The following is a 24,497-nucleotide window of genomic DNA, read 5'->3' as shown; positions in this document are numbered from 1 at the left end:
GCTTCCGGAACATGCGAATCAGCATTCCAACTGCCCTTCCGGACGTCCGGGTCCAGCCCTACGAGCAAGCGTTCGTGCCTATTCGTAAAAACCAATGTTTGGTTACCCTGGCACGGACCAGTGTCCGGGGCGCCTCTTAGGAACCAGCGCTCCGCCTCCCGTACAGCCGACATCGACCGTGCTTACGGCCGACATCGATCGTGCTCAGCGGATGCGGGACCGGATGCGCAGCGCCGCCAGCAGGATGAAAACCACCACCATGGCTGCCAACACAAACACCACATAACCCGTGGGCACGTCCCAGTCGCCCACCCGAGCGGTGATGCCAAAAATCTCCTGCACCTGGGCAACTGCTTCGGGCTGGTCCGTGACTTCGTCCAGGGGCCCGGCGGTCATTTCCTGGCGCACCACCATGGAGGCCTGCATAAAGGGCAGCGCGCTCACAACATTCCGCACCCCTTCAGGGAAGGCGCCCACCGGAACGTAGGACCCGGCAGCGAAACCAAGGATGGTTCCTACCAGGGTGGACAGCGCCGCGAAAGATCCGGGCGAATGGACGAAGGTGACAATGAAAGCGCTGAGCGCGCCGAAGGCGGCACAACTGAGCACCAGATAACCGTAGGTGCGGGCCACCTGTCCTGCGGTCAGCACCACGGAGTCGGCCGCCGCCAGGTAGGCCAGGCTCACGGCGAACACCACGGTGGTCATGATCAGGGCGATCACCACTGTCGAAAGCAGATAGCCCAGTACCAATTGCCCTCGGCTGATCGGTGACACGAGGAAATCGCGGAAGCGCCCGGTTGCGGTGTCGTCCACGATCACGTTCACCGCCGCGAGTCCCGTGGTGATCGCGGTGATTCCCACAATCCCGGCAAACATCCACGCGTCGACCAGGCCTTTGATGTCCTCCTTGGAAGCCAGTGGAAAGGACTCGGCGAGGCTTTCGGTTTGCTGGTTGCCCAGAAACAGGGTGTACAGCAGGAACAGGACCAGTGCGCCGAGGAGGGAAAAGAACACGTTGAGCCGGTCACGGAAGTACAGGCGCAGGTTCCGCCCGGTGATATCCAGGACTACGTTCATGCTGCTTCCACCTGCCGGCCGGTCAAGGCCAGAAAAACATCGTCCATGGTTCCGTGGCGGAATTCGAAATCCAGGACGCTGTCGCCGTGCGCCGCAAGAAGTCGACGGGCGGTGTCGGACCGGTCCACCCGCAGCCGCAGCACTTTGCCGTCCGCACCGGCGATATCGACGCCAAGGTCGCCCGCGAGGGATGCCAACGCCGTCGGATCGGCGGAAGTGATCGAGAGGATGCTGCTGCTGTACCGGGCCCGCAGCGTGGTGGGGGTACCGTCCGCGATGATCTTGCCCTTCTCAATTACGCAGACGCGGTCCGCTTCCTCGGTCTCCTCCATGTAGTGGGTGGTCAGGAACACGGTAAGGCCATGGTTTTCGCGCAGGTCGTGGATGGTGGACCAAACCAGGGCACGGCTGGCAGGATCCAGGCCGGCCGTGGGTTCGTCCAGAAAGATGATCGACGGCGAGTGCAGCAGTGCCCGCGCGATGTCCACCCGGCGTCGTTGTCCGCCGGAATAGGTGGCGTAACGCCGGTCCAGGAAGTCCTCCAGGCCAACCATCCCGCCCAGCTCTTCAATGCGGGCGTTGTTGGCCGCTTTGTCCGCGGAGTAGAAGCGGGCCCGGGTCTGGAGGTTTTCCCTTCCGGTGAGGATGGGATCCAGCATCGAATCCTGGAACACCACTCCAATGGCTTCGCGGACTCCGTTTCCGCTGCCGCTCACATCATGTCCGGCGACAAGGACGGTGCCGGCGTCGAACGGCAGAACCGTGGTCAGGCAGGAAATGGTGGTGGACTTCCCCGCACCGTTGGCCCCCAGGAACGCAAACACGCTGCCTGCCTCCACCTCAAAGGACAGATCATCCACAGCGGTCATGCTGCCGTAGCGCTTAGTCAGTCCTCGAACGGCAATCGCAGCTTCCGTTGTTTCCAATCGGTTCCCCTAGCCTTGGAAAGATTCATGGTCCAGGAACAGGTCGTCGAATTCCAACGGAGTCACCGTGTTCTGTTCCCAGTCAGACCGAAGTATCGCATAGGCCACGGAGGCGACCCGGGAACCGTCCGCCGTCGGCCACGCCTGCCGGTAGTGGGCCTCCTTCACGAATCCTGCGCGCAGGAAGGTTTTGCGCATCGCAAGGTTATCTTCGCGGGTTTGGCCCTCGAACCGGACAATTTCCGGCAATTCGGTAAACGCCAATGCGCACAGGGCACGCACGACGTCGACCCCAAGGCCCCGGCCGCGGTGTTCTTCGGCCAGCCGCAGGTCAAACACGGGATTGTCGTCGGCCAGGTCCTCCAGGACTACCAGCCCAATGTCATCATCATCGTGCTGCACCCAGAATCCCTGGGATTCCCCACCCCAGAAGTGCCCCGCCGCCACCCGACGGCTCGCCTCGGCTTCCGTGGGGGCTGCATTCATATGGAAAGGGAAGCGATTGGAGGACAGGAAGGCCGTGACCGCACCGGCGTCGTCGGGAGTCATCTTCCGGAGGGTGATAGACATGCGGGCGAGTCTAGCGCGCCGGTTCCGGCACCGGTCCGATGCCCTCGCGTCCGCCCCGGAAAACTACGGGTGGGTGGTCACCATGATCAGCTGCCAACCCTCGGGGACCTGCTGCTGCAGCGCCTCGCGGGCTTCGAGGAATCCCTCTCCCTCGGCTTCCAGTTCACGGGTTTCGACAGGACGGATGATGCCGGTGACTTTCATGCTTCCAGCCTAGGCATTGTGCCGCACCCCTGCGGCCGGAAAACATGTTGTGTCCACCACCCCCGCTTCCGGGCCGACGACACACCCCAGCGGTTTCGCCGCGCTTCGGGCAGGCGGGCACCGGAATCCGGGCAGACAAAAAGGGCCTGCTTCCTTGATCTACAAGAAAACAGACCCTACAAACTGTGGAGCTTAGGGGAATCGAACCCCTGACCTTTTCATTGCGAACGAAACGCTCTACCAACTGAGCTAAAGCCCCGAAACTGCACCATGCGGCGTCGTACCCCAGTTCACACTGGGCTGAACAACCACCCCGCTAGGCTACACCGATTCTAATCACGCGTTCCGGCGCCCGCCAAACCGTCAGGTCCCTTGGCATGCCCGGAGCCGCTCGCTACGGTCGAGGAACCAGCACGGTCCGGCCGGGGAAAGCGGCACTGCGAAGCTCCCCGCATCCAAGGAGAACGCCATGGCCCTGATCACGGAAATGTTCGAAAACCATCCCGGCGGACCCCGTACCTCGGATCCCCGCCTCCTCGCCGATTGCCTGCGTACCTGCGCAGAGTGCGCACAGGTCTGCAACGCCTGCGCTGATGCGTGCCTGAGCGAGGCGATGGTGGGGGATCTTCTCAGCTGTATCCGCACGGATCTGGACTGTGCCGACATCTGCGCAGCCGCCGCAGCAGTGCTCTCCCGGACGGCAGCCTCCGGACCCGCGACGGCCAGCCTGCTGCACGCCTGCATCGCCGCCTGCGCTGCCTGTGCCGAAGAATGCCAGCAGCACGCGTCAATGCATCAGCACTGCCGGATCTGCGCAGAAGCCTGCCAACGCTGCATTAACGCGTGCGAAAAGCTGCTCACCTCGCTCGGCTAGGCCGGCATCACACTGAGGCACCGCAGGGTCAGGCCGGGTCAGGCACTGTTGCCGGCGCTCCTGGCCAGGAACGCGGCGGTCTTCAGCGTCAGTTCCGGTTTCGCCGCACGGAGGGCGGCGACGGCGGCTATCCCGTCCCGGGGATCTTTCGGATCCAGCCCCCTCGCCCGGATGGCGGCAACCGCCCAATGTGTTGCCGCTGCCTGCGGATCCGCGGCATCGGGCCAGTAGGTCTCCCTGATCCGGATCCGGGGATCTTCCCGGTCCCCGAAGAGCTTCATCATCGATTGCCTCACGCCGCCTACCCCCTTGCTTGTGCCAACACCATGCCCCGGACATATGCCGCCTGGCCCGCGTGCTCCAGGCAGTCCGCCAGGGTACTTACCAGCCGGACGCCGAGCGTCACCGGCGGATCCCACGCCCGGTCCACGATCTGGTCCAGTTCCTCCTCGGACAGCCCCGAGACGAAGGCCTCGGTGCGGGAGTGCACCTCGTCGTAATACCCCAGCAGCAGCTCCGAGGAGTGCACCTGCACCAGCCCCACCTGCTCCGAGGTATGCCCGTACCCGGTGTCTTCCACGGCGAGCGGCAGCCCTACACGCTCCGCCCAGCCATCTGCGGTCCAGGCCTGCTCCTGCCCGGCCACCTCGGCAATCTGATGGTCCTCCACCCGACTCAGGTGCCAGATCAGCCAGGAAACGGAGTTTCCCTCAGGATAGGGACGGTGGTTCAGCGCAGCGGCGTCCAGATTGTTCACGACCCTGCGGACAATGCCGGGGACCCGCCCGAAGGCGTCAACTAGGAGATCGCTCTGGTTCATGGCGGCAGGTTCCCTCTGCATCGGCGGTACGGTGCCGTCATCCTTTCACGGTGGCCGGGGTCCGTGAAGAGCGGTTTGGCCGTGAAAGGAGAAATCCGGGGCAGGGCGGTTCCATCCACGGCCGGCAGTCCTAGACTGGCCCGCATGAGCTGGACTGATGAACGTCCCGCGTGGCTTCCACCCATCCCGTCACCGCACCGCGGGCAGACCCGGATCGTGCTGGGAATGGTCCTGGTCTGCGCTGCCATGCTGATCTGCCTGGTGGTCGCGGCCTTCGGCGCCCTTCTGAGCATGTACGTCCTCTGGCCGCTGGCCGGCGGGCTGCTCCTGCTGATGTCCGGGCTGCTCAGCCGACGGCGCGGCGTGTAACAGCACCGGGACGGACGAGGAACGGAGCTGAGGCCGGAAAGTTAGGAGAGCTTTCGCTTGCTGGAAAGCCAGCTCGGGCAGGCCTAAAACAGAGGCATGGAGACTTCGAACCGGATCACCAACGCGGTCCGCCGCTACCCGCTGGTTTTCGCAACCCTGCTCGTCGGTGTGCTGTTCCTCTTCCTGCAGTTCTTCGGTGCCGGCACTGCCGCAGCCTGGACCGCCGGTGTCTTCGCGTCCGCGGTCGCCGCGAAAACCGCCGCCGGCATGGTCCGGGACATCCTCGGGGGACACTGGGGACTGGACATCCTCGCCGTCATTGCCATAGTCGCCACAGTGGTTGTGGGTGAATACCTGGCAGCGCTGATCATCGTCCTGATGCTTTCCGGCGGCCAGGCGCTGGAGGACTACGCCGCCGGCCGGGCGCGCAGCGAACTCGACGCCCTCCTGGCGCGGGCGCCGCAGATTGCCCACCGCTTTCCCCGCGGCAACACCCAGCTGGGTACCGAGGACATTCCGGCCACCGCGGTAGCCCCCGGCGACCTGCTCCTGATCCGGCCCGCCGAAGTGGTCCCCGTGGACGGAACACTCGTCTCCGGGCCCGCCGACTTCGACGAATCTTCCCTCACCGGCGAGTCCCTTCCGGCCAGCAGGCAAACCGGGGACGCGGTGATGAGCGGTTCCGTGAACGGCACCCGCGCCGTGCTGCTGCGGGCCACCGCGACGACGGCGGACAGCCAGTACCAGCGCATTGTCGCTTTGGTGGCCGAGGCCGCAGATTCGAAGGCGCCCGTGGTGCGCCTGGCGGACCGGTTCGCGGTGCCCTTTACCGCCGTGTCGCTGCTGATCGCCGGGCTGGCCTGGGCGCTCAGCGGGGACCCGGTCCGCTTTGCCGAAGTGCTGGTCCTGGCCACCCCGTGCCCGCTGCTGATCGCAGCCCCGGTCGCCTTCCTGGGCGGTATGAGCCGCGCGGCCCGGACCGGAATCATCGTCAAGGGCGGAGCCGTGCTGGAGCAGCTGTCCAGGGCCGGAACCGCTGCCTTCGACAAAACGGGCACCCTCACGCACGGGCACCCCGAGCTGGTGGCGATCCGTCCGCAGCCGGGTTTCAGCACTGATGACGTGCTGGGCCTGGCCGCCTCCGCCGAGCAGTATTCCTCCCATGTGCTGGCTGCCTCGGTGCAGCAGGCTGCAGCCGCCCACGGCCTGGCCCTGCAATCCGCGGACACCGCCCAGGAAGTGGCAACCAACGGCGTCGAGGCCGTGCTGGGCGGACACACGGTCCGGGTGGGCAAGGAACGCTTTGTGGCGGAGGCTGCCCCGGATACCGTGCCCGCCCATCTGGAGCCCGGGCAGATGGTGGTCTACATCGGTGTGGACGGCCGCTTTGCCGGCACGTTGATCATGAGCGACGCTGTGCGGGCAGACGCCGCGGCCACGCTCAGCCGGCTGGCGGCCCTGGGCATCCGCCGGACAGTGATGCTCACCGGTGACGGTCCGGCCACCGCCGGCGCCGTAGCCGCAGGCTTGGGCATTACGGATGTCCGGGCGGGGCTGCTGCCCGCGGACAAGGTGAACGCCGTCCGCTCGCTGTCCCCGCGTCCGGTGGTCATGGTGGGCGACGGCGTCAATGACGCCCCGGTGCTGGCGGCGGCCGACGTCGGCATCGCCATGGGGGCGCGCGGGTCCACCGCCGCCAGCGAGTCGGCCGACGTCGTGCTGGTGGCCGATGACATTGCCAGGGTGGCCGACGCCGTCGAGATCGGCCGGCGTACTATGCGGGTGGCGCTGGGCAGCATCTGGCTGGGCATCGCCCTCAGCCTGGGACTGATGGTGACCGCCGCGTTCGGGTTCATCCCCGCGGTGGCGGGTGCACTGATCCAGGAACTGGTGGACCTGGCCGCCATCCTCAACGCGCTGCGCGCCCTGACCGGACCGCGGGGCAGCACGCAAAAGGAACAGGTTCCGGCGGCCCGCCCGGTGGCCGCGCCGGGGCCCGCGACGGACCCCGTATAGGCGGAGGTTAGGCAGCGGCCGGCCTGCGGGGGCATCTGGCGACGCCGACACCGGTGAGCAGGGGATAATGGGCAGTGCTCCGGGCCTTCAGTGCCGGGGGTGCTGCCCATTGTTCTGCACGGCGGGTGCCGTGCATGGTTTCGACGCTAAGGGAATGCCCATGACGCTGATCGACAACGCGGTGTATGTGGACGGTAAACGCCGGCATGACCCCGACAGCATGGATGAAACGTTCGAGCTCACCCGCAGCTCCGGCGGCATGGCCTGGATCGGGCTGTACCGCCCGGATGAAGTGGAGCTGCTGGCCGTGGCCGAGGAATTCGGCCTGAACCTGCTAATTGTCGAAGACGCCCTGGCCGGCCATCAGCGCTCCAAGCTGGAACAGTACGGTGACCAGCTGTTCCTTGTCCTGCGTCCCGCCCGCTATCTGGACGACGCCGAGCGCGTGGAGTTCGGTGAGCTGCACCTGTTTGTGGGCCCGAACTTCGTGGTGACCGTCCGGCATGCCGAGTCCCCGGACCTGGCCCGTGTCCGCAAGCGACTGGAACAGGAACCGGATCTGCTGGCGCTTGGGCCGCAGGCGGTGCTTTACGCCGTGCTGGACCAGGTGGTGGATGAATATGCCCCCGTGGCCGCCGGGCTGGAAAACGACATCGACGAGATTGAGGACCAGCTGTTCGGCGGCGACGCGGAAGTTTCCCGCCGCATCTATGAGCTTTCCCGCGAGGTCATCCAGTTCCACCGCGCCATCAGCCCGCTGGAAACCGTGGTGGGCGCACTGCGCCAGCAGGCGGACCAGTACGGCATCCCCGCGGGCCTGCATGACAATCTCGGCGACGTGATGGACCACGTGCTCCGCCTGATCGACCGGGTCAACGCCTACCGGGCAATCCTGGACAACGCGCTCACCCTCTCCTCCACGCTGGCATCCAACCGCCTGGCAGAGACCAGCATTGAGCAGAACGAGCAGGTGAAACGGATCTCCTCCTGGGCCGCCATCCTCTTTGCCCCCACCCTGGTGGGCACCATATACGGAATGAACTTCGAAAACATGCCGGAGCTCGGCTGGGAATTCGGATACCCGCTGGCAATCCTGGCGATGCTCGGGATGGGCGTCATCCTGTATCTGACCTTCAAGCGGAACAAGTGGCTCTGACTCCCCGGCACGCCGCCACGGCCCTGCTGCCCGCGCTGCTGCTGTTCGGGCTCCTCCCGCTGGCGGCGTGCGGCAATGCATCGGGGAACGACGACGGCGCCGCACGGGATGCCGATGTCACCGGCGTCTGGGGCGATACGGCCAATACCGAAGCGCCGTCGCTGGAGTTCGACCCCGACGGGCGGGTCAGCGGAACCGACGGCTGCAACCGGCTGATGGGCCACTGGAGCATCGAGGGAACGCGGGTCACCCTGCAGGACATGGCCTCCACCATGATGTTCTGCCAGGGCATTGACACCTGGCTTGCCGCCGGCGTCGCCGCTGACCTGGACGGCGACACCCTGCGGGTCTACGACCGGGATGGCATGGAAATCGGGGTTCTTCAGCGTCCGCGCGCCGGTTCCTAGCCTTCCGTGCCGGTTCGCCACGGGTTCGCCACGGGTGCGCCGCGGGTCCGCCATGGGTTCGCTGCGGTTCGCCACAAAACCGCGCAACGGCGCGGTTTTCGACGCAGGTGGCCACAGGGTTTACGGCGGGACGGAATACGGGGGCGCGGTGACGGGTTTGCGTCTAGGGCAGACGGGTCGAGAATAGACCTCGGCTTTTCCGGTCCGTCTGGCCCCTGCGGTCCGTCGGGTCCGGGTCCCCGGTCCTCGCCAGGCACGGCGGCTCTCCGCAGCCCACCCGGACAGCTTCCCCGCAATTTCTCCCCACTACTCCCGAACGGCAACACATTTTGAATAACTCCACTATCAAACCGTGGCCGGCACTTTGGTCCCTGGTTATCGGATTCTTCATGATCCTCGTCGACTCCACGATCGTGAACATCGCCACCCCGGCCATCATGGAGGACCTGGGCGCCGGCCTGGATGAGGTCATCTGGGTCATCAGCGCCTATCTGCTGGCCTACGCCGTGCCGCTGCTGATCACCGGCCGGCTCGGGGACCGGTTCGGTCCGCGGCGGGTATACCTGATCGGTCTGGTGGTCTTCACCCTGTCCAGCCTCTGGTGCGGCTTCGCGGGCAGCGTGGATGCGCTGATCCTCGCACGCGTGTTCCAGGGCTTCGGGGCCGCACTGATGACCCCGCAGACCATGTCCGTAATCACCCGGATCTTCCCGCCGCACCAGCGCGGCACCGCACTGGGCCTCTGGGGTGCCACTGCCGGCGTCGCCACTCTGGTGGGACCGATCCTCGGCGGTGTCCTCGTGGACGCACTGGGTTGGGAATGGATCTTCTTCATCAACGTGCCCGTTGGCATCGTGGGCTTCATCCTTGCCTACCGGCTGGTGCCCAGGCTTTCCACGGCCGTGCACCGCTTCGACTACCTGGGTGTGCTGCTCAGTGCGGCGGGCATGTTCGCCCTGGTCTTCGGCATCCAGGAAGGCGAGAGCTACAACTGGGGCACCATCGCCGGACCCATCTCCGTCTGGTCCCTCATCATCGCCGGGATCGTGCTGCTGGCCCTGTTTGTGCTCTGGCAGCACCTGAACCGCGCCGAGCCGCTGCTTCCGCTGAAGCTCTTCCGGGACCGTAACTTCTCCCTGGCCAACATCTCCATCACCGGCATGGGGTTCGCAGTGACGGCCTTCTCCCTGCCGCTGATCCTCTTCGCGCAGAACGTCCGCGGGCTGAGCCCCACGCAGGCAGCCCTGCTGCTGGCCCCCATGGCGGTCCTGTCGGGCGTCCTGGCCCCAATCGCAGGTAAGACCGTACAGCGCGGCAACCCCAAGTTCATTGCCGTCTTCGGCTTCGCGGCCATGGCGGCGTCACTGCTCTGGCTCGGCGCACTCCTTAGCCCGGATGTGCCGTACTGGCAGCTTGTCCTGCCGATGATGCTGATGGGCCTGGCAAACGCCTGCATCTGGCCGTCCGTCTCGCTCACGGCGACCCGCAATCTGGCGGCCGACGTCGCCGGCGCAGGTTCCGGCGTCTACAACACCACCCGCCAGTTCGGTGCGGTGATCGGCAGCAGCGCCATCGCGGCGATCATGCAGTCCCGGCTCACCGCCCACCTGGGCGGGGGTGCAGCCGACGGCGGGACCGCACCGGCTGCCGGGGCGTTCCCGGACGCGTTGAAGGCAGGCTACTCCGAGGCCATGGGACAGTCCCTGTTCCTGCCGGCGGCCGTGATTATCGTGGCGCTGCTGGCGTCGCTGTTCTACGCCAAGCCTGCTCCCGAGCTCACTTCCCGCGGCGCGCAGGCCGCAGCAGGCACGGGGGACACCGCGGATTCCCGAGGCGCCGTAGACACAGCGGACCGGGGCACCGTGGACGCCGTGGACACAGCGGACCGGGGCGCTGCAGGCGCGGCGGACAGCAGAAACTGATCTACGGGTACGCTCACCCCATGACTATGGTTTCGAAGTTCTTCGCCGGGGTCCTCCTGGCCAACGCGGTACCGCACGGAGTCAGCGCGGTACAGGGCCGGGAATTCCCGTCACCGTTTGCCTCGCCTCCCGGTGTCGGGCTCTCCGGTCCCGTAACCAACGCTGCCTGGAGCGCCGTCAACGCCGTGGGCGGCACCGCGCTCCTAGGGCGGGGCGTGGCCGGCACCCGCGACCGCGCTGCCCTGCTGGCCGGAGCCGTCTCCATGGCCTTCTTCCTGGCGTACTACTTCGGCAGGGCGGACGAGCCCGCCGTCGAGCCCGCGGACGGGGCCGCGGTCGGTCCCGGTCCGGCATCCCAGGAAATGCAGCCGCCACGGGAAATCCGCACTCCGGCGTAGCCACTCGGCACAAAACCGGGCGCAGGCCTCCTGGCCGCGCCCGGTTTCCGCCCCGCCCGGTTTACGTCTCCTCGTTCAGGCACGGCCGGTTTACTCCTTCTTCAGTTTGTCCTGCGCCTTTCCTGCCGCCTTCTCCACGGGATTGGGCACGTCGGTGGTGCCGTAATACCGCGCGTCCGGGCGGGTCGGCGGGGGCATCGGAGCCGACGTCGTTGGCCCGTCGTGGTAGCTGAATTCGCCCTTGCCGTCCGGCGCCGGACCCTTGGCCCAGGAACCTTCCTTCGCATGCTCGCCGTCGGAAAAGTTCAGGTACTGGTAGGACACCTCGCGGTGTTCCTTGTTGAGCGGGAAGTTGCTGGGGACCGGCAGTTGTTCCATGTTCTCCGCCTGAAGTTCCAGGGCCGCAGTGGTCCACTGGTTCTGGTGCATCGTGTCGCGGGCCAGCAGGAAGGCCAGCAGATCCCGGACCCCGTGGTCATCGGTCATATGGTAGAGCCGGGCGACGGCGAGGCGTCCCTGCATTTCAATGTTGGCGTTGGACGTAAAGTCGGCCAGCAGGTTGCCGCTGGCAGTCACGTACCCGCCGGTCCAGGGGTTTCCGTTGCTGTCCACCGGACGGGCACCGGCACCGGCCACGATGGCGTGCTGCACATCCATGCCGCCCACCACTGCTGCGACCGTGGGATCGGACTGGACGGCGTCGTCGGTAATACCCAGGGGCGCCTTTTCCAGCAGCTGCGCAATCATGATGGCCAGCATCTCCACATGGCCCATTTCCTCAGCGGCAATGCCGTAGAGCAGATCCCGGTACTTGCCGGGAATGTGCGCATTCCAAGCCTGGAATTCGTACTGCATGGCCACAGTGATTTCGCCGTACTGTCCGCCGAGCACTTCCTGGAGCTTGCGGGCGTACACGGCATCCGGCTTGTCCGGAGTGGCTTTGAACTGGAGTTCCTGTTTATGGAAAAACATGCAATCCTCCGCACCTTATGGACCGGCCGCCTGAGACCACTCCCACTGTCGGGTGCCGCGCCGCCGGTCACGGTGCTCCCAACGTAAACCCCGGCCTGAGTGCATGGAAGAGCTAACAAACGAGGTAACCGGGCGACCGGCAAGAACTGCGGACTGGACCGTTTCAGTCCCGCACCGCCGGCGGTTGCACAGGTAGTCTGCTTCCCATGGTCTCCCCCGAACACCCCGAAACGCCCGCCCCGCCGCAGCCCGGATCCCCGCAGGTGACGGACGACTTTGCCGTCCGCCGCCACACCCTGCCCTCGGGCCTGGACTACACCACCACGACGGGGCGGATGGTCTTCCGCAAGGAGGAGGTCAAAGACGGGAAGTCGGACGGGTTCCTGCCCAAGGCGGAGATCTTCCTGGTCGCCTACACCGCGGACGCACCCGAGACCGGCCCCAACCGCCGCCCCGTAGTGTTCGCGTTCAACGGCGGGCCGGGATCCTCCTCCGTCTGGCTCCACATGGGGCTGCTGGGACCGCGGATGGTGGACTCGGGTGACGCCGGTGCGCTGACCCCTCCCCCGTTCGGTCTGGTGGACAACCCGCAGACCCTGCTGGAGCACGCGGATCTGGTGCTGATCGACCCCGTGAACACCGGTTTCTCCCGCGTGGTGGACGGCAACGACGCCGCCGAGTTCCACGGGTTCGAGGAGGACCGGGACCTGGTGGCCGAGGTGATCCGGCTCTGGACCACGCGCAACAACCGCTGGCTGAGCCCCAAGTACCTGGTCGGCGAATCCTACGGCACCCTGCGCGCCGTGGCGGTGGCCGGAAACCTGTTCGATGCCTACGGCCTCGCGGTCAACGGCCTGGGCCTGATCTCCACCGTCCTGAACATGGCCACCCTGGATTTCGCTCCCGGCCGGGACACCCCGTATCCGCTGCACCTGCCGACCTACGCGGCCATCGCCCACTACCACGGCCGCCATCCCGGCCGGGAGTTGGCCGACGTCGTCCGCGAAGCCGAAGAATATGCCTCACGCGGCTATGCCTACGCCCTGCACCGCGGTGCGCGGTTGAGCGGGGAGGAATACGACGACGTCGTGGCCCGCCTCGCCGCGATCACCACCCTGAGCGAGGGCTTCATCCGTCGGACGAACCTGCGGTGGGACTACGCCATGTTCTCCGCGGAGCTGCTGCGGGAGGACAACCTGGCGGTGGGCCGCATCGACGGACGGTTCACGGCCGCGCCGGAGCACCAGCAGGACTGGATCAACTGGGATGACCCCAGCCTGGTGGCCATCAACGGACCTTATTCGGCGGCGGTCAACCACTATCTGCGTGCCGAGCTGGGTTATGAGAATGACCTGCCGTACGAGATCCTCACCGGCCGCGTCCAGCCGTGGAGTTACAAGAGCTTCGAAGGTGTGCCCGTGGATGTCACCGGCACCCTGGAGCGGCTGCTGGTGCACAACCCGGCCCTGCGGGTGCACGTGGACTACGGCTATTACGACGGCGCCACCCCGCACTCTGCTGCCGAGTACGTGTGGGCGCACATGCGGCTGTCCGAGGACGCCAGGGCACGGTTCACACACCACTACTACGAGGCCGGGCACATGATGTATGTGAAGCCCGAATGCCGTGCAGACCAGCTGCGGAACCTCGCGGAGTTTGTCACCGGGGCGGAGTAACCCGGTACGCCGGGGTACGCCGGGGTCCGCCGGGGCGTGAGGGTGGGTCCGGGCACCGGGCCGCTGCTCCCCCGGCGGCCGCTAGGCCTCGGGTTTGCGGAAAAGGGCCGTGAGCAGGAACGGTTCGCCGAACAGCGGCGATTCGTTCCCTTGCGGAATCATGGGCCGGATCTCCAGTTCTTCGAAACCTTCGAAAAGCCAGCGAAGGTCTGCCGGGCTGAAGGCGATGCCCGCTTCGAAGCGTCCGTTCCGGTACAGCTGATCATCGGGAAGCTCCGATCCCATCCGGCCGCTGGCGAAACAGGCCAGGCCCAGGTATCCGCCCGGAGCGAGCGTTCGCTCCAGCAGCTGCAGGTAGCTGATCCGGCGGTGCGGCGGAAGGTGGTGGAGGCAGCCGGAATCGTAAATCAGGCCGTAGGGTCCGGGGAGGGCCTCGGGCGGAAGCGTAAACGCGTCCCCGCAGGTGAACGAGACCTCGAGGTTCCGGTCCCGGGCCCGCTCCCGGCCCCACTGCACGGCCTTTGCCGAGAGATCCACGGCGTCGACGGTGCAGCCCTTTTCAGCGAGGAACAGGGCGTTGCGGCCCGGACCGGAACCGAGGTCCAAGGCCCGGAAGGGTGGACGCACGGTGTCCCGCACCAGTGCGGCCAGGTTTTCGTCCGGTTTGTCCGCAAAGAACGGCACGGAACGGTTCCTGTCTGAGTAAAACCCGTCCCACCAGACTCCTCCGGCGGTTTCAGTCCAGCGCACCGCGTCCTGGGCAAAGAGGCCGTCCATCAGCTCCAGCAGGTCATCGACGGACCGCAGACGGCGGTTGATTCGGGGCTCATTCATGTCGAGAGCCTACTGGCCGCTGTGCCTGACCGGCAGGTCGCTGCGGGCCGCCGTCGTCGTCGAACTACCGCGTGGCGAAATGCAGCCAGACAGCTCCGCCCCAAAGTCCGCCCGCGGTCAGGGCCAGCGCCAGTTCTGCAAGAATTCCGAGGCCCATCGCCTTCAGGGTCGCCACGCTGGAGGACCAGGCGGTGGGCAGGTCCCGTTTGCGGAGCCACTCGCTCAGGAGCAGTCCGACGGCGAAGCCGATGAACAGACCGACGGCGGGGATGGTGAACATACCGACAATGCCTACGCCCACACCGGCCACGATGGAGCGTTTGGGGATCTCCCGTTCCTTCAGCCGCCGGCCGGTGAGGAGGGCACTGGCGAGCATGCCGGCTATGAGGAGCACCCCGCCGATGCCGAAGGCCCACCAGCCCGGAGCGCTCTGAACCCCGAGGGCCCAGCCCAGCAGGGCAACGATGATCAGGATGCTGCCCGGCAGCACGGGCACCACAATGCCGATCAGGCCCACGGCGATCACCACGGCGGCGGCGAGGGTGACAAGAAGGTCAGGATCCATGCCCCCAGTGTTCCACCGGTCCTCCGCTAACGGCGCATTTGGGATTCCGGGTGGTTTGGGATGGTTCCTCCTCCACCGGAGCGTTCCAGCGGCCGGAATTCCGCAGCCACGCGACCCTCAGGTGGAGGAAATACTAAGGATGCTTATAAGGTGGCATCTTCAGCCCGATTCACCGGACGGAACCAGGAGAGCAGTAAATGAGCACCGAACCAGGGAACACAAACGCTTCCAACACCGGACGTGGCGCCGCAGACGGCCACCGGGAGGACACCGCCACCCGGGCCATGGACACCGACGCCGCGGCTCCCACTGCTCCGCTGCACGCCTCCGGACGAGGCGCCGGCAGCCACGCTGCCGAACCCGTCACGGGCTACGCCAACGACGACGCAGCTGACTACACGACGCCGGCCTACGGTTCGAACTCCGGGCAGGACGCCGAAGACACCCGCACCCGGGTTGCACCCGTCGCGGCTTCCCCCGCAGCCGGCACCGGCGAGCACCGGGGCGCCGCATCGGTCTCCGCCGTGCGCGACCATCGCGACGTAGACGCTGACGGCTACGCTAACCGGCATGAAGACGGTCAGGACCGCAACGACCGGCATGACCGCGGCGCCAAGCGGAACAGTGACCGACGGACCGAGGACCGGGACGACGTCGTCCGCGAAGCATCGCTGCCCAACCGCGAAGCACTGCTCGCCCGGGAAAAGGAACGCTTCGGCGGCTTCAAGTTCGGCTCGGCATTCTTTGGCTGGCTGACCGCTACGGGCATGGTGGTACTGCTGTCGGCACTGGCCGCAGCCATCGGCGCTGCCGTAGGTGTCTCGGCGGAAACCGATCTGGGCGCGGCACTGGAATCCGCCGCCGCCAACCAGTCCGCCGGCATCATCGGAGCGATCATCATGCTCCTGGTCCTGGTGCTCTCCTACTTTGCCGGCGGGTACGTTGCCGGCCGCATGGCCCGGTTCAACGGCGCCAAGCAGGGCCTGGCCGTCTGGCTCTGGGCACTGGTGGCCGGCGTCGTCGTCATTATCCTGGGCCTGATCTTCGGCAGCGACATCCGCAGCATCAGCCAGCTGAACTCGGTTGCCCCGCTGCCGGAAGATCTGGAGGGCATGGACGCCGGTACCTGGATTGCCGTCGCCGCGAGCGTTGTTGCCACCCTGCTGGGCGCCGTCCTGGGTGGCCTGGCCGGCATGCGTTACCACCGGCGCATTGACCGTGCGGACTACCGCACGGAAGAGGCGACCGTCCGCTAACACGCGGACCCCACGGTCCAGGCGGCCGCTGCATCCCCGGTTTCCGGGAGGTGCAGCGGCCGCCTTTTTGATTCCCCTCCGCCGGCTGCGTCACCGGCCCACTTCCCACCGGGCGGACTTCCCACCCAGACGACTTCCCCAGCGGCAGGATTTTCCACCCGGCGAACTTCCCAACGGCAGATTTCCCACCCGGGGGGCTCCCACCGGCAGGACTTTCCACCTGGCCGACTTCCCAACGGCAGATTTCCTACCCGGACTTCCCACCCAGTGATACTGGTGTGACTCCTGGGACCCCAGCAGTCACACCTGCCCCAGAGTGTGGGAACGAAGCTGCTCTGCGGCAGCTTAAACGCCTGAGGCCCCGCGATTGCGGGGCCTCAGGCGTTTAGCCAAGCGAAACGGTTACGGCGCGGGGGTGCCGCCGTTGACGTTCAGGGTTTCGCCGATCACGTAGCTGGATTCCGGCGACGCCAGGAAGACGTAGGCCGGAGCCAGTTCGGTCGGCTGGCCGGCACGGCCCAGCGGAGTGTCCTGGCCGAAGGTCGGCAGGGCGTCCTTCTGCTGTCCGTCCGAGGGCTGCAGCGGAGTCCAGAACGGACCCGGGGCCACGGCGTTCACGCGGATGCCCTTGGGGGCCAGCTGCTGGCCCAGGCCCTTGGTGAAGTTGTTGATGGCCGCCTTGGTGCTGGCGTAGTCCAGCAGATCCGCGGACGGGTTGTACGCCTGGATGGAGGTGGTGTTGATGATGCTGGATCCGGCCGGCAGGTGCTTCAGCGCAGCTTTCGTCACCCGGAAGAACGAGTAGATGTTCGTCTTGAAGGTGTGGTCCAGCTGCTCGTCGGACAGGTCCTCGAGGTTCTCCACGGCAACCTGCTTGCCGGCGTTGTTGACCAGGATGTCCAGCCCGCCCAGGGCGGAGACCGCATCTTCTACCAGCTGAATGCAGTATTCAGGGTCCTTCAGGTCACCGGGAAGCCGAACGAGCTTGCGTCCGGTCTTCTCGACCACCTCGGCGATGTGCTGGGCGTCCGGCTCTTCCTCGGGGAGGTAGGAGATGGCGACGTCGGCGCCTTCACGGGCGAAGGCAATGGCCACTGCGGCGCCGATGCCGGAGTCGCCGCCGGTGATAAGTGCCTTGCGGCCCTCGAGCCGGCCGGTGCCGCGGTAGGTGTCCTCACCGTGGTCCACGTGCGGGGCCATGTCCTTGTCGAGACCGGGCTCCGACTGGTCCTGGACGGGCGGAGCGATGGACGGGTAGCGGTCCACGGGGTTCTGGAAGGTGTACTGATCTGTCTTGTTGCCGTTTGTCATAGAAGTTCCCACTTTCGGTAGGTCAGTCCATTCGGGCGGTCCGGCCAGGACCGCCGTAAAAGGCGGGGGCTCACGCTAACGTAAGCATGCTTATTACCCTATGCCCGGGCGGTGTTCCAACTCAAGTCGGGGTTCGGGAACACGGCGACACCACAGGTGGGGCTCCCGCCGCATATGCACCGTTCGAGGACCTTTGACCGGCGCTGCTCTGGCCGTTACGCCTTCGAGAAGCGCAGACTGCTGGGTATCGTGCAGACCCCTGGAAGGAGCGCCATGGCGCAGGGAACCCGAAACCGGATTGTCGTGGGCGTGGACGGCTCTGAGGAGTCTCTGGAGGCCCTGCGCCTGGGGCGCAGGCTGGCAGACCTGCTGGGGTGCCGGATCGAAGCCGTCACCGTGTGGGAATATCCGGCCTTACTGGCCACGCCGTTTCCCACCACCGAGTGGTCGCCGCGGGTGGAGGCCGAGCGGGCGCTGGCCGAAGCCGTGGAAGCGGCATTCGCCGAGGACGGCGTTCCGCAGGATCTTTCCCAATCGACGGTGGCCGGACAAAGCGCCCGGGTGCTGATTGAAGCCAGCCGCGGAGCGGAAATGCTAGTGGTGGGCAACCGGGGACGCGGCGGATTTGCCGGGCTCCTGCTCGGCTCGGTCAGCACCGCGGTGGCGGCCCATGCCTATTGCCCCGTGCTGATTGCCCGTCCACACCGGGACTAGCGGTGCGCGGGAACCCTGCGCAGCAGCACGGCGGCAGCGGCGGCGGCCAGCACCATGGTGATCACGCCGATCAGCGTGGTGACGCTGACGCCCGAGTCGAAGGCGGACTGTGCGGAGTGCAGCAGCGCTGAGCCGGTTTCCGCCGGCAGGCCGCGGGCCGCTTCCACAGCTCCGCCAAGGGTTTCTCCGGCGGAGGCGGCCTGCTCGGGATTGAGCCCGGCGGGGACGTCGACGCCGTTGCGGTACGCGGCGGTCAGGATGCTGCCGAGCACGGCCGTGCCCAGCACGGATCCGATCTCGTAGGCCGTCTCGGAAATGGCCGAGGCGGATCCGGCCCGGGACGGCGGCACGCTCGCCAGGATCAGGTCATTGGAAATGGTTTCGGCTGCGCCCACGCCCACCCCGAGCAGCAGGAACGCAATGACCAGCTGCAGGACGGTCACCGATTCCCCTGCAGCGAAGACCAAGGCGTACCCGGCTGCGTTGAAGAGCAGCCCGCCGGCCACCACAATTCCGGGACGGAGCCGCTTCACCAGGGGCACCACGGCCAGCCCGGTGATGATCGTCAGCACCAGGCCGGGCAGCATGGTCAGGCCCGCCTCGATAGGCGTCTGTCCGACCACCAGCTGCAGGTGCTGGGAGAGGAAGAAAATGAAGCCCACCATGGCAAACAGGCTGAGCAGGTTGGCGGCGATGGAACCGCTGAACACCGGGTTCCGGAACAGCCGGACGTCCAGCATCGGCTTTTCCCGCGAGAGCTGGCGGCGCACAAACAGGAAGCCCAGCACCAGCCCGACGGCGATGAACGGCAGGCCGGTCGCCGCGCCGTCGTGCGCGAACCCCTTGATGCCGTAGGTCACCGAGAGCATTGCTCCCATGACCAGCACGACACCCAGGATGTCGACGGTGCCGGGGCTGGGGTCCTTGGATTCGGGCAGCAGCATCGGGGCGAAGATGAGCAGGGGCAGCAGCACCGGAATGGACAGCAGGAACACCGAGCCCCACCAGAAGTGCTCAAGCAGCACGCCGCCGACGATCGGGCCGAGGGCCGCACCGCCAGAGAAGCCCGCCGCCCAGATGGCCACCGCGATGCGGCGCTGGGACGGGTCGGTGAAGATATTGCGGATCAGCGACAGCGTAGCGGGCATCAGCATGGCGCCGAAGACGGCCATGAGTGCACGGGCCACAATCAGCAGGGCAGCCGAGGGCGCAAAGGCCGCCACCAGGGAGAAGACGCCGAAGCCCACGCTGCCGATCATCAGCAGGCGGAGCCGGCCGATTCGGTCACCGAGGCTGCCCATGGGCACCAGCAGGCCGGCCAGGACCAGGGCGTAGACGTCCACGATCCACAACAGTTCGACGCCGGTGGGTGCCAGCGCCTGCGAGAGCGACGGGATGGCGAAGCTCAGGACGTTGTTGTCGATGGAGATGAGCAGAACGGGCAGCATCAGGACTGCGAGTCCCCACCATTCGCGCGTTCCTGCACGCGTAACTGCGGGTTTTTCCTGGACCGCCAGCACAGCTTCCTCCTTCAAGGATGATCAATTCGGGTTTTAGGCAGGAGAAGACCTGCCTAGCTACTGTACCGTCTAGACTGTACGGTGCCAAATTGAGGCTGATCCGCGGGCAGATGGCGTAGCGTGAAAGCATGCCGAATACTCGTCCCGCCCGGGACCGCATCCTCGATGCCTACGAGGAGCTGCTCATCAATGAAGGCCCACGCGGCGCCACCCTCGATGCCGTCGTCGCCCGCGCCGAGGTCTCCAAGGGCGGCCTGCTGTACCACTTCAAGAACAAGGAAGCGATGGCCGGTGCGCTGATCGAAAAGCTCCGGCACCTGGCCGCCGCGGACCTTCAGACCATGCGCGAGGATCCGGAAGGGCCGTCCCGGTACCTGGTCCGCGGTTCCGTGTATGTGGGCAGCGAGCTGGACCGTGCCCTGATCGGCGTGGTCCGCCTGGCCCAGGCTTCGGACCCCGTGGCATCGGAGCTGCTGCAGGAGATCCACCGCAGCTGGTTCGACCTGGTCCGCGACGAGGTGGGGGATCCCGGGATTGCCCGCGCAATCACCCTGCTGGCCGACGGCCTCTATTACAACGAGGGACTGCCCGGCGGCTGGCCGCAGGCCACCGGGGATTCCAGCCCGCATTCGGTGGCGGACCTGCTGGAAATCGTGGATGTGCTGAAGTCCCACGCCCGGCAGACCCGGGCGTAACTTTCCCGCCGGCCCCGGCAGCGTCCGGCGTGGCCGGTCGCTGATCCGGTGTGCTGCCTGTCACAGTAGTGGCATGGAAATCAGCACAGCAGACCTGTACGACGAACGCGGCGACGAGCTGGCCTCGGTGTCCCTGCAGTTCCAGGACCTGGGCGGGCACGTGGGCTTCACCGGCCCCATCCGCACTGTTCGCTGCCTGGAGGACAACGGCATCATCAAGTCCCTGCTGAACTCCCCGGGCGAGGGCGCGGTGCTGGTGGTCGACGGCGCCGGGTCGCTGAACACCGCATTGATGGGGGACCTGATTGCCGGGGCCGCCGTCGAAAACGGCTGGGCCGGCGTCGTTATCAACGGCGCCATCCGTGACCGCGCCGCCGTCGCCAAGCTGCCGCTGGGCGTGAAGGCGCTGGGCTCGAATCCGCGCAAGAGCGCCAAGGACTCTGTCGGTGAGGTGGATGTGCCCGTAGAGTTCGGCGGTGTCACCTTCCGCCCCGGCGCGGTGCTGTATGCGGACGAGGACGGCATTCTCGTCGAGCCCTAGGAGATCCCCATGGCCAATGTCCTGCTTTTCCACCATGCGCAGGGCCTCACGGCGGGCATGGATGCCTTTGCCGAGGTCCTGCGCGAGGCCGGGCACACGGTCACCGTGCCGGACCTGTATGACGGGCATACCTTCACGGAACTGGCGGACGGTCTGGAGTACCTGCAGGACATCGGCATGGACACGGTCGAAGAGGCAGGGGTCGCAGTCGCGGAGCGCTTCCCGCCGGAGATGGTCTATATCGGCTTCTCGCTTGGCGTGATGCCTGCCCAGCGGCTGGCCCAGACCCGTCCGGGCGCCAAGGGTGCAGTTCTGGTCAGCGGCTGCGCACCCCTGGGCATGTTCGGGGATACCTGGCCCGCCGGGGTGCCGGTGCAGATCCACGGCATGGACGCCGATGAGGAATTCGTCGACAGCGGTGACCTCGACGCCGCGGAGAACCTGGCCGCATCCACGCCGGACGCCGACCTTTTCCTCTACATGGGTGCCTCGCACCTGTTCGCGGACATCAGCCTGCCGGATTACGACATGGACGCGGCGTTCACGCTCACCCGGCTGGTGCTCCAGCTGCTGGAGCGGGCAGACAAACCCGCCTAGGCGTTCCAGAGTCCGTAGGAGTCCGCCAGCGAGGAGATCTTCTGGGCACGGGCCAGGCGCGGCAGGTAGGATCCGTCGCCCACCACGGCACCGGCCGCGTGCGCCTCCAGCAGCTCGTGGGCCCAGGTGATTTCCGAATCGCTGGGTGAGAGTCCCTGGTTGATGAAGTCCGTGGCCTCGGGCATCAGGCACAGCTTGCCGGTCATGCCCATGCTCTGGGTGACCTTGCAGGCGTCCAGCAGCTTCTCGCCCAGCGCACCCACGGTGGGTCCGTCGATCGGGCCGGGCAGCTGGCCCACGCGGGAGGCGACCACGAGCTTGGAGCGGGCGTAGGCCAGGGCCATCGGATCATCCGAGGCACCGGTATCGCGGCGGAAATCGCCGACGCCGAATGCGAGGCGGAACGTGCCCGGTGCGCTGGCGATGGCGGTGGCGTTCTCGATGCCGAGGGCCGATTCCACCAGGGCCAGGACCGGGGTGCCGGCCTGCAGGCGCATGGCGGTGTGCGTGACCTGCTCGGGCTTTTCGGTCATCGCGAGCATCACGCCGCGCAGGCCCGGTGCCTTCGAGAGGGCCGCGAGATCGTCAGCCCAGTAATCGGTTTCGATGCCGTTGACGCGTACCCACGCGGTCATGCCGGTGGACAGTGCCTCAACCACCCGTTCGCGGGCTTCGGCCTTGCCTCCGGCGGGGACGGCGTCCTCCATGTCGAAGACCACCGAATCGGCCTCGGACGCCAGCGCCGGTGCAAAATTCGCTTCATCTGCGGCGGATGCCAGCAGCCAGGAGCGGGAGAGTTTTGCGGGAAGGGCAGCGGCGCGGCTGTTTCGGAAGGGTGCCATGAATACGACATTACTTTCAGGGCTGGCCGTTCCGAAAATGCGACGGGCTCATGTGGCCGCTGTCACCCGAATCAGCGTCACCCCTACGCCTCGCCCCGGCGCAGCAGCCGGCCTGCAGGTGCCCCCGGATCGACGTCGACTCCGGCCAGCAGCGTCCGACGCACGACGCCGGTGAGATGCTTCCCCGCGTACGGCGTGACCGGGTTGCGATGCTGCAGGGCGGCCGGATCCACGGTGAAGGTGTCTCCGGCCGCGAAGACCGCGAAGTCGGCATCCTTACCCGGCACAATGCCGCCCTTCCGGTCCAGGCCGGCCAGTTCCGCCGGCGCCGCGGACATCCAGTGCAGCGCCCGCTCCAGCGGAATTCCCCGGGCACGGGCCTCGGTCCAGATCAGCGGCAGGCCCAGCTGCAGCGAGGACACCCCGCCCCAGGCAACACTGAAGTCCCCTCGCCCGAGGTCCTTCAGGTCCAGGGTGCTGGGCGAATGGTCAGACACGATGCAGTCGATGGTCCCGTCCGCCAGACCGGCCCAGAGCTGTTCCCGGTTGGCGTCCCCGCGGATGGGCGGGCAGCACTTGAACGCGGTGGCGCCGTCGGGAATCTCCTCTGCCGTCAGCGTCAGGTAGTGCGGGCAGGTCTCGGCGGTGAGGCGGACGCCGTCGTCCTTTGCCGCACGGATCAGGGGCAGCGCTTCGGCGGAGGACAGGTGCAGGATGTGCGCCCGTGCCCCGGTCCGCCGCCCGGCCTCGATGACCTGTCCGACGGCGCTGTTTTCCGCGGACGGCGGCCGGGAGGCCAGGAAGCCGGCGTACTGCGGGCCGGCGGGAGCGGGCAGGATGGCGGCGGGATCCTCGGCGTGGACCAGCAGCAGGGCGTCGAAGGTCTTCAGTTCGGCGAGGACGGTTTCCATTTCCGCCGGTTCCAGGTACGGGAATTCGTCGACGCCGGAGTGGACCAGGAAGCATTTGAAGCCGAAGACGCCGGCGTCATGCAGGGGACGCAGATCCGCTTCGTTTCCGGGAACGGCTCCGCCCCAGAACCCGACGTCGACGGCGGCCTGCGGGGCTGCGCACGTCTGCTTCGCTTCCAGCGCGTCCACGGTCACGGTGGGCGGGATGCTGTTCAGCGGCATGTCGATCAGCGTGGTCACGCCGCCCGCCGCCGCCGCCCGGGTGGCCGAAGCGAACCCCTCCCACTCGGTGCGGCCCGGCTCATTCACGTGTACATGGGTGTCCACCAGCCCGGGCAGCAAGGTTTCATCCCCGGCCAGTTCCAGCAGCCGCTCCCCCGCCAGCCCGGTGCCCAGCGGGACGACGGCGGCAATCACCCCGTCCCGCACTCCCACCTCAGCGGGGGTGATTCCTTCGGGAGTGAGGACGGCGTTGCTGCGGATCACCAGGTCGTAGCGCTCCGCAGGGCGGGCTGCTGAGGAATCCGGCCCCGGCGAGTCCAGCCAGTCGAAAGCGGACTCGGCGGGCGCGAAGTATTCCAGCGCCACCTCCCCGCGGTATCCGCCGCTGCGGATCACCCGGACCCAGTCCGCCAGGGGAAGGGTTCCGGTGCCGGGCGCTCCGCGGCCGGGAGCATCGGCAATCTGGACGTGCCCGAACCGGCCGGCATCGGCCGCCGCCAGCGCCCCGACGTCGTCGCCGTTCACCGCCAGATGGTAGAAATCGGCCAGCAGTGCCGCATTGGGCGCCCCGGCCCGGTGCACCCGGTCCAGGACGGCGAACACGTCCGCAGCGGTGCGCAGCGGATAATCCGGAGCACCGCTGAGCGGTTCCAGGAGGATGGTCCCGCCGAAGGGTGCGACGGCACGGGCCGCCTCCAGCAGGTTCCGCTGTGCTTCCTTGTCCTGTTCCTCCGGGCGGTAGGACGCGGACCGGTTGCCGTACAGCGCGTTGAAGAGCCGGCAGCCCAGCCGCTGCCCGATGCCGGCAACCACCTGCACATTGGCACGGAAGTCGGCACCGCGGTCCGGTAGGGACAGCAGGCCGCGTTCGCCCTCAGGCATGGTTCCAGCGGCGAAGTTCAGGGCACCCAGGCGCACGCCGGCGTCGCGGATGGCCGTCTCAAAGTCCGCCACCTCTGCCGCCGGAGGCACCGGTTCGGCAAACGGCCACCAGAACTCCACCGTGTCGAAGCCGGCGGCCCGGGCGGCGGCGGGACGTTCCAGCAGCGGGAGTTCGGTGAACAGCATGGAGCAGTTCACGGAGTATCCGGCGCGGGCG

Annotated in this window: 26 protein-coding genes and 1 tRNA gene; 13 read left to right on the top strand and 14 right to left on the bottom strand. The window is 67.0% G+C overall.

What is annotated here, in order from left to right; all coding sequences use genetic code 11:
- Positions 1 to 204: 204 nt before the first annotated feature.
- From GD627_RS02585 to GD627_RS02570, 5 genes are all read right to left on the bottom strand, one after another.
- The gene (locus GD627_RS02585) at positions 205 to 1,080 is read right to left on the bottom strand and encodes an ABC transporter permease (protein WP_152271225.1); all 876 of its coding nucleotides are present in this window, start codon (positions 1,078 to 1,080) and stop codon (positions 205 to 207) included.
- Complete coding sequence (locus GD627_RS02580; protein WP_246165271.1) at positions 1,077 to 2,006, bottom strand: ABC transporter ATP-binding protein; 930 nt, start codon at positions 2,004 to 2,006, stop codon at positions 1,077 to 1,079. Before GD627_RS02580 ends, GD627_RS02585 begins: the two co-directional genes overlap by 4 nt.
- 9 nt (positions 2,007 to 2,015) lie before the next feature.
- The gene (locus GD627_RS02575; RefSeq protein WP_152271224.1) at positions 2,016 to 2,576 is read right to left on the bottom strand and encodes a GNAT family N-acetyltransferase; all 561 of its coding nucleotides are present in this window, start codon (positions 2,574 to 2,576) and stop codon (positions 2,016 to 2,018) included.
- Between the two features lie 63 nt (positions 2,577 to 2,639).
- Positions 2,640 to 2,780, bottom strand: coding sequence for a hypothetical protein (locus GD627_RS16550; protein ID WP_186764171.1), 141 nt, complete (start codon positions 2,778 to 2,780; stop codon positions 2,640 to 2,642).
- A 186-nt stretch (positions 2,781 to 2,966) separates the two neighbouring features.
- Positions 2,967 to 3,039 (bottom strand) — tRNA-Ala (locus GD627_RS02570).
- Positions 3,040 to 3,249: 210 nt separating this feature from the next.
- Here GD627_RS02570 and GD627_RS02565 point away from each other — a divergent pair.
- A complete protein-coding gene (locus GD627_RS02565) occupies positions 3,250 to 3,654 on the top strand; it encodes a four-helix bundle copper-binding protein (RefSeq protein WP_194265933.1) in 405 nt (134 codons plus the stop codon).
- A 38-nt stretch (positions 3,655 to 3,692) separates the two neighbouring features.
- Here GD627_RS02565 and GD627_RS02560 read toward each other — a convergent pair whose 3' ends face one another.
- Complete coding sequence (locus GD627_RS02560) at positions 3,693 to 3,950, bottom strand: hypothetical protein (RefSeq protein WP_152271223.1); 258 nt, start codon at positions 3,948 to 3,950, stop codon at positions 3,693 to 3,695.
- 5 nt (positions 3,951 to 3,955) lie between these two features.
- Positions 3,956 to 4,474, bottom strand: coding sequence for a mycothiol transferase (locus tag GD627_RS02555; RefSeq protein WP_152271222.1), 519 nt, complete (start codon positions 4,472 to 4,474; stop codon positions 3,956 to 3,958).
- Positions 4,475 to 4,618: 144 nt separating this feature from the next.
- Here GD627_RS02555 and GD627_RS02550 point away from each other — a divergent pair, with 144 nt between their 5' ends.
- The 6 genes from GD627_RS02550 to GD627_RS02525 all read left to right on the top strand — a co-directional run bounded on the left by GD627_RS02550 (position 4,619) and on the right by GD627_RS02525 (position 10,742).
- The gene (locus GD627_RS02550) at positions 4,619 to 4,843 is read left to right on the top strand and encodes a hypothetical protein (RefSeq protein WP_152271221.1); all 225 of its coding nucleotides are present in this window, start codon (positions 4,619 to 4,621) and stop codon (positions 4,841 to 4,843) included.
- Positions 4,844 to 4,939: 96 nt separating this feature from the next.
- Entirely contained in the window at positions 4,940 to 6,859 is a 1,920-nt protein-coding gene (locus tag GD627_RS02545) for a heavy metal translocating P-type ATPase (RefSeq protein ID WP_152271220.1), read from the top strand.
- A gap of 160 nt (positions 6,860 to 7,019) precedes the next feature.
- A complete protein-coding gene (locus GD627_RS02540) occupies positions 7,020 to 8,015 on the top strand; it encodes a magnesium and cobalt transport protein CorA (RefSeq protein WP_146360416.1) in 996 nt (331 codons plus the stop codon).
- A complete protein-coding gene (locus GD627_RS02535) occupies positions 8,006 to 8,422 on the top strand; it encodes an META domain-containing protein (protein WP_210250440.1) in 417 nt (138 codons plus the stop codon). The genes GD627_RS02540 and GD627_RS02535 overlap by 10 nt, the downstream gene beginning before the upstream one ends.
- Before the next feature lie 329 nt (positions 8,423 to 8,751).
- Positions 8,752 to 10,344, top strand: coding sequence for a DHA2 family efflux MFS transporter permease subunit (locus GD627_RS02530; RefSeq protein ID WP_281349954.1), 1,593 nt, complete (start codon positions 8,752 to 8,754; stop codon positions 10,342 to 10,344).
- A 20-nt stretch (positions 10,345 to 10,364) separates the two neighbouring features.
- Positions 10,365 to 10,742 carry a hypothetical protein gene (locus tag GD627_RS02525; RefSeq protein WP_194265932.1) on the top strand — a complete coding sequence of 126 codons (378 nt, stop codon included), beginning with the start codon at positions 10,365 to 10,367 and terminating at the stop codon, positions 10,740 to 10,742.
- 90 nt (positions 10,743 to 10,832) lie between these two features.
- Here the strand turns inward: GD627_RS02525 and GD627_RS02520 are convergent, their stop codons facing one another.
- Positions 10,833 to 11,714, bottom strand: coding sequence for a manganese catalase (locus GD627_RS02520; RefSeq protein WP_146360414.1), 882 nt, complete (start codon positions 11,712 to 11,714; stop codon positions 10,833 to 10,835).
- 206 nt (positions 11,715 to 11,920) lie between these two features.
- On the opposite strand from GD627_RS02520, the gene GD627_RS02515 reads away from it, so the two are divergent.
- Positions 11,921 to 13,390 (top strand): S10 family peptidase, encoded by a 1,470-nt coding sequence (locus GD627_RS02515; protein ID WP_152271219.1) that lies wholly within the window; start codon positions 11,921 to 11,923, stop codon positions 13,388 to 13,390.
- Positions 13,391 to 13,471: 81 nt separating this feature from the next.
- Here GD627_RS02515 and GD627_RS02510 read toward each other — a convergent pair whose 3' ends face one another.
- On the bottom strand, positions 13,472 to 14,224 hold the full coding sequence (locus tag GD627_RS02510; RefSeq protein WP_210250439.1) for a class I SAM-dependent methyltransferase: 753 nt from the start codon (positions 14,222 to 14,224) through the stop codon (positions 13,472 to 13,474).
- 64 nt (positions 14,225 to 14,288) lie between these two features.
- On the bottom strand, positions 14,289 to 14,789 hold the full coding sequence (locus tag GD627_RS02505; protein ID WP_146360411.1) for a DUF456 domain-containing protein: 501 nt from the start codon (positions 14,787 to 14,789) through the stop codon (positions 14,289 to 14,291).
- 197 nt (positions 14,790 to 14,986) lie between these two features.
- Between GD627_RS02505 and GD627_RS02500 the strand changes: the two genes are divergently transcribed.
- Complete coding sequence (locus tag GD627_RS02500; RefSeq protein ID WP_152271218.1) at positions 14,987 to 16,045, top strand: YrzE family protein; 1,059 nt, start codon at positions 14,987 to 14,989, stop codon at positions 16,043 to 16,045.
- Between the two features lie 402 nt (positions 16,046 to 16,447).
- On the opposite strand, the gene GD627_RS02495 is transcribed toward GD627_RS02500, so the two are convergent.
- Positions 16,448 to 17,356 carry an SDR family oxidoreductase gene (locus GD627_RS02495; protein WP_152271217.1) on the bottom strand — a complete coding sequence of 303 codons (909 nt, stop codon included), beginning with the start codon at positions 17,354 to 17,356 and terminating at the stop codon, positions 16,448 to 16,450.
- Positions 17,357 to 17,629: 273 nt separating this feature from the next.
- On the opposite strand from GD627_RS02495, the gene GD627_RS02490 reads away from it, so the two are divergent.
- A complete protein-coding gene (locus GD627_RS02490; protein ID WP_146360405.1) occupies positions 17,630 to 18,070 on the top strand; it encodes a universal stress protein in 441 nt (146 codons plus the stop codon).
- Here the strand turns inward: GD627_RS02490 and GD627_RS02485 are convergent.
- Positions 18,067 to 19,605 carry an MFS transporter gene (locus GD627_RS02485; protein ID WP_425481873.1) on the bottom strand — a complete coding sequence of 513 codons (1,539 nt, stop codon included), beginning with the start codon at positions 19,603 to 19,605 and terminating at the stop codon, positions 18,067 to 18,069. The two genes, GD627_RS02490 and GD627_RS02485, sit on opposite strands and share 4 nt — an antisense overlap.
- Positions 19,606 to 19,718: 113 nt before the next feature.
- Here GD627_RS02485 and GD627_RS02480 point away from each other — a divergent pair, with 113 nt between their 5' ends.
- The 3 genes from GD627_RS02480 (at position 19,719) to GD627_RS02470 (ending at position 21,423) form a co-directional block, all read left to right on the top strand.
- Entirely contained in the window at positions 19,719 to 20,285 is a 567-nt protein-coding gene (locus GD627_RS02480) for a TetR/AcrR family transcriptional regulator (protein WP_146360403.1), read from the top strand.
- A 73-nt stretch (positions 20,286 to 20,358) separates the two neighbouring features.
- On the top strand, positions 20,359 to 20,826 hold the full coding sequence (gene rraA, locus GD627_RS02475; RefSeq protein WP_146360401.1) for a ribonuclease E activity regulator RraA: 468 nt from the start codon (positions 20,359 to 20,361) through the stop codon (positions 20,824 to 20,826).
- Positions 20,827 to 20,835: 9 nt separating this feature from the next.
- Complete coding sequence (locus GD627_RS02470) at positions 20,836 to 21,423, top strand: dienelactone hydrolase family protein (RefSeq protein ID WP_152271216.1); 588 nt, start codon at positions 20,836 to 20,838, stop codon at positions 21,421 to 21,423.
- Here the strand turns inward: GD627_RS02470 and GD627_RS02465 are convergent.
- Together GD627_RS02465 and allB are read right to left on the bottom strand one after the other, a co-directional pair.
- Complete coding sequence (locus tag GD627_RS02465) at positions 21,420 to 22,265, bottom strand: HpcH/HpaI aldolase/citrate lyase family protein (RefSeq protein WP_152271215.1); 846 nt, start codon at positions 22,263 to 22,265, stop codon at positions 21,420 to 21,422. The two genes, GD627_RS02470 and GD627_RS02465, sit on opposite strands and share 4 nt — an antisense overlap.
- A gap of 83 nt (positions 22,266 to 22,348) precedes the next feature.
- Positions 22,349 to 24,466 (bottom strand): allantoinase AllB, encoded by a 2,118-nt coding sequence (gene allB / locus GD627_RS17010; RefSeq protein ID WP_425481889.1) that lies wholly within the window; start codon positions 24,464 to 24,466, stop codon positions 22,349 to 22,351.
- Positions 24,467 to 24,497: the final 31 nt, after the last annotated feature.

It is taken from the genome of Arthrobacter yangruifuii (assembly GCF_009192775.1).
In the GTDB taxonomy this organism is placed as follows: domain Bacteria; phylum Actinomycetota; class Actinomycetes; order Actinomycetales; family Micrococcaceae; genus Arthrobacter_B; species Arthrobacter_B yangruifuii.
Note: the sequence above shows the minus strand (reverse complement) of the source record. Positions and strands in the feature narration are given on the sequence as shown.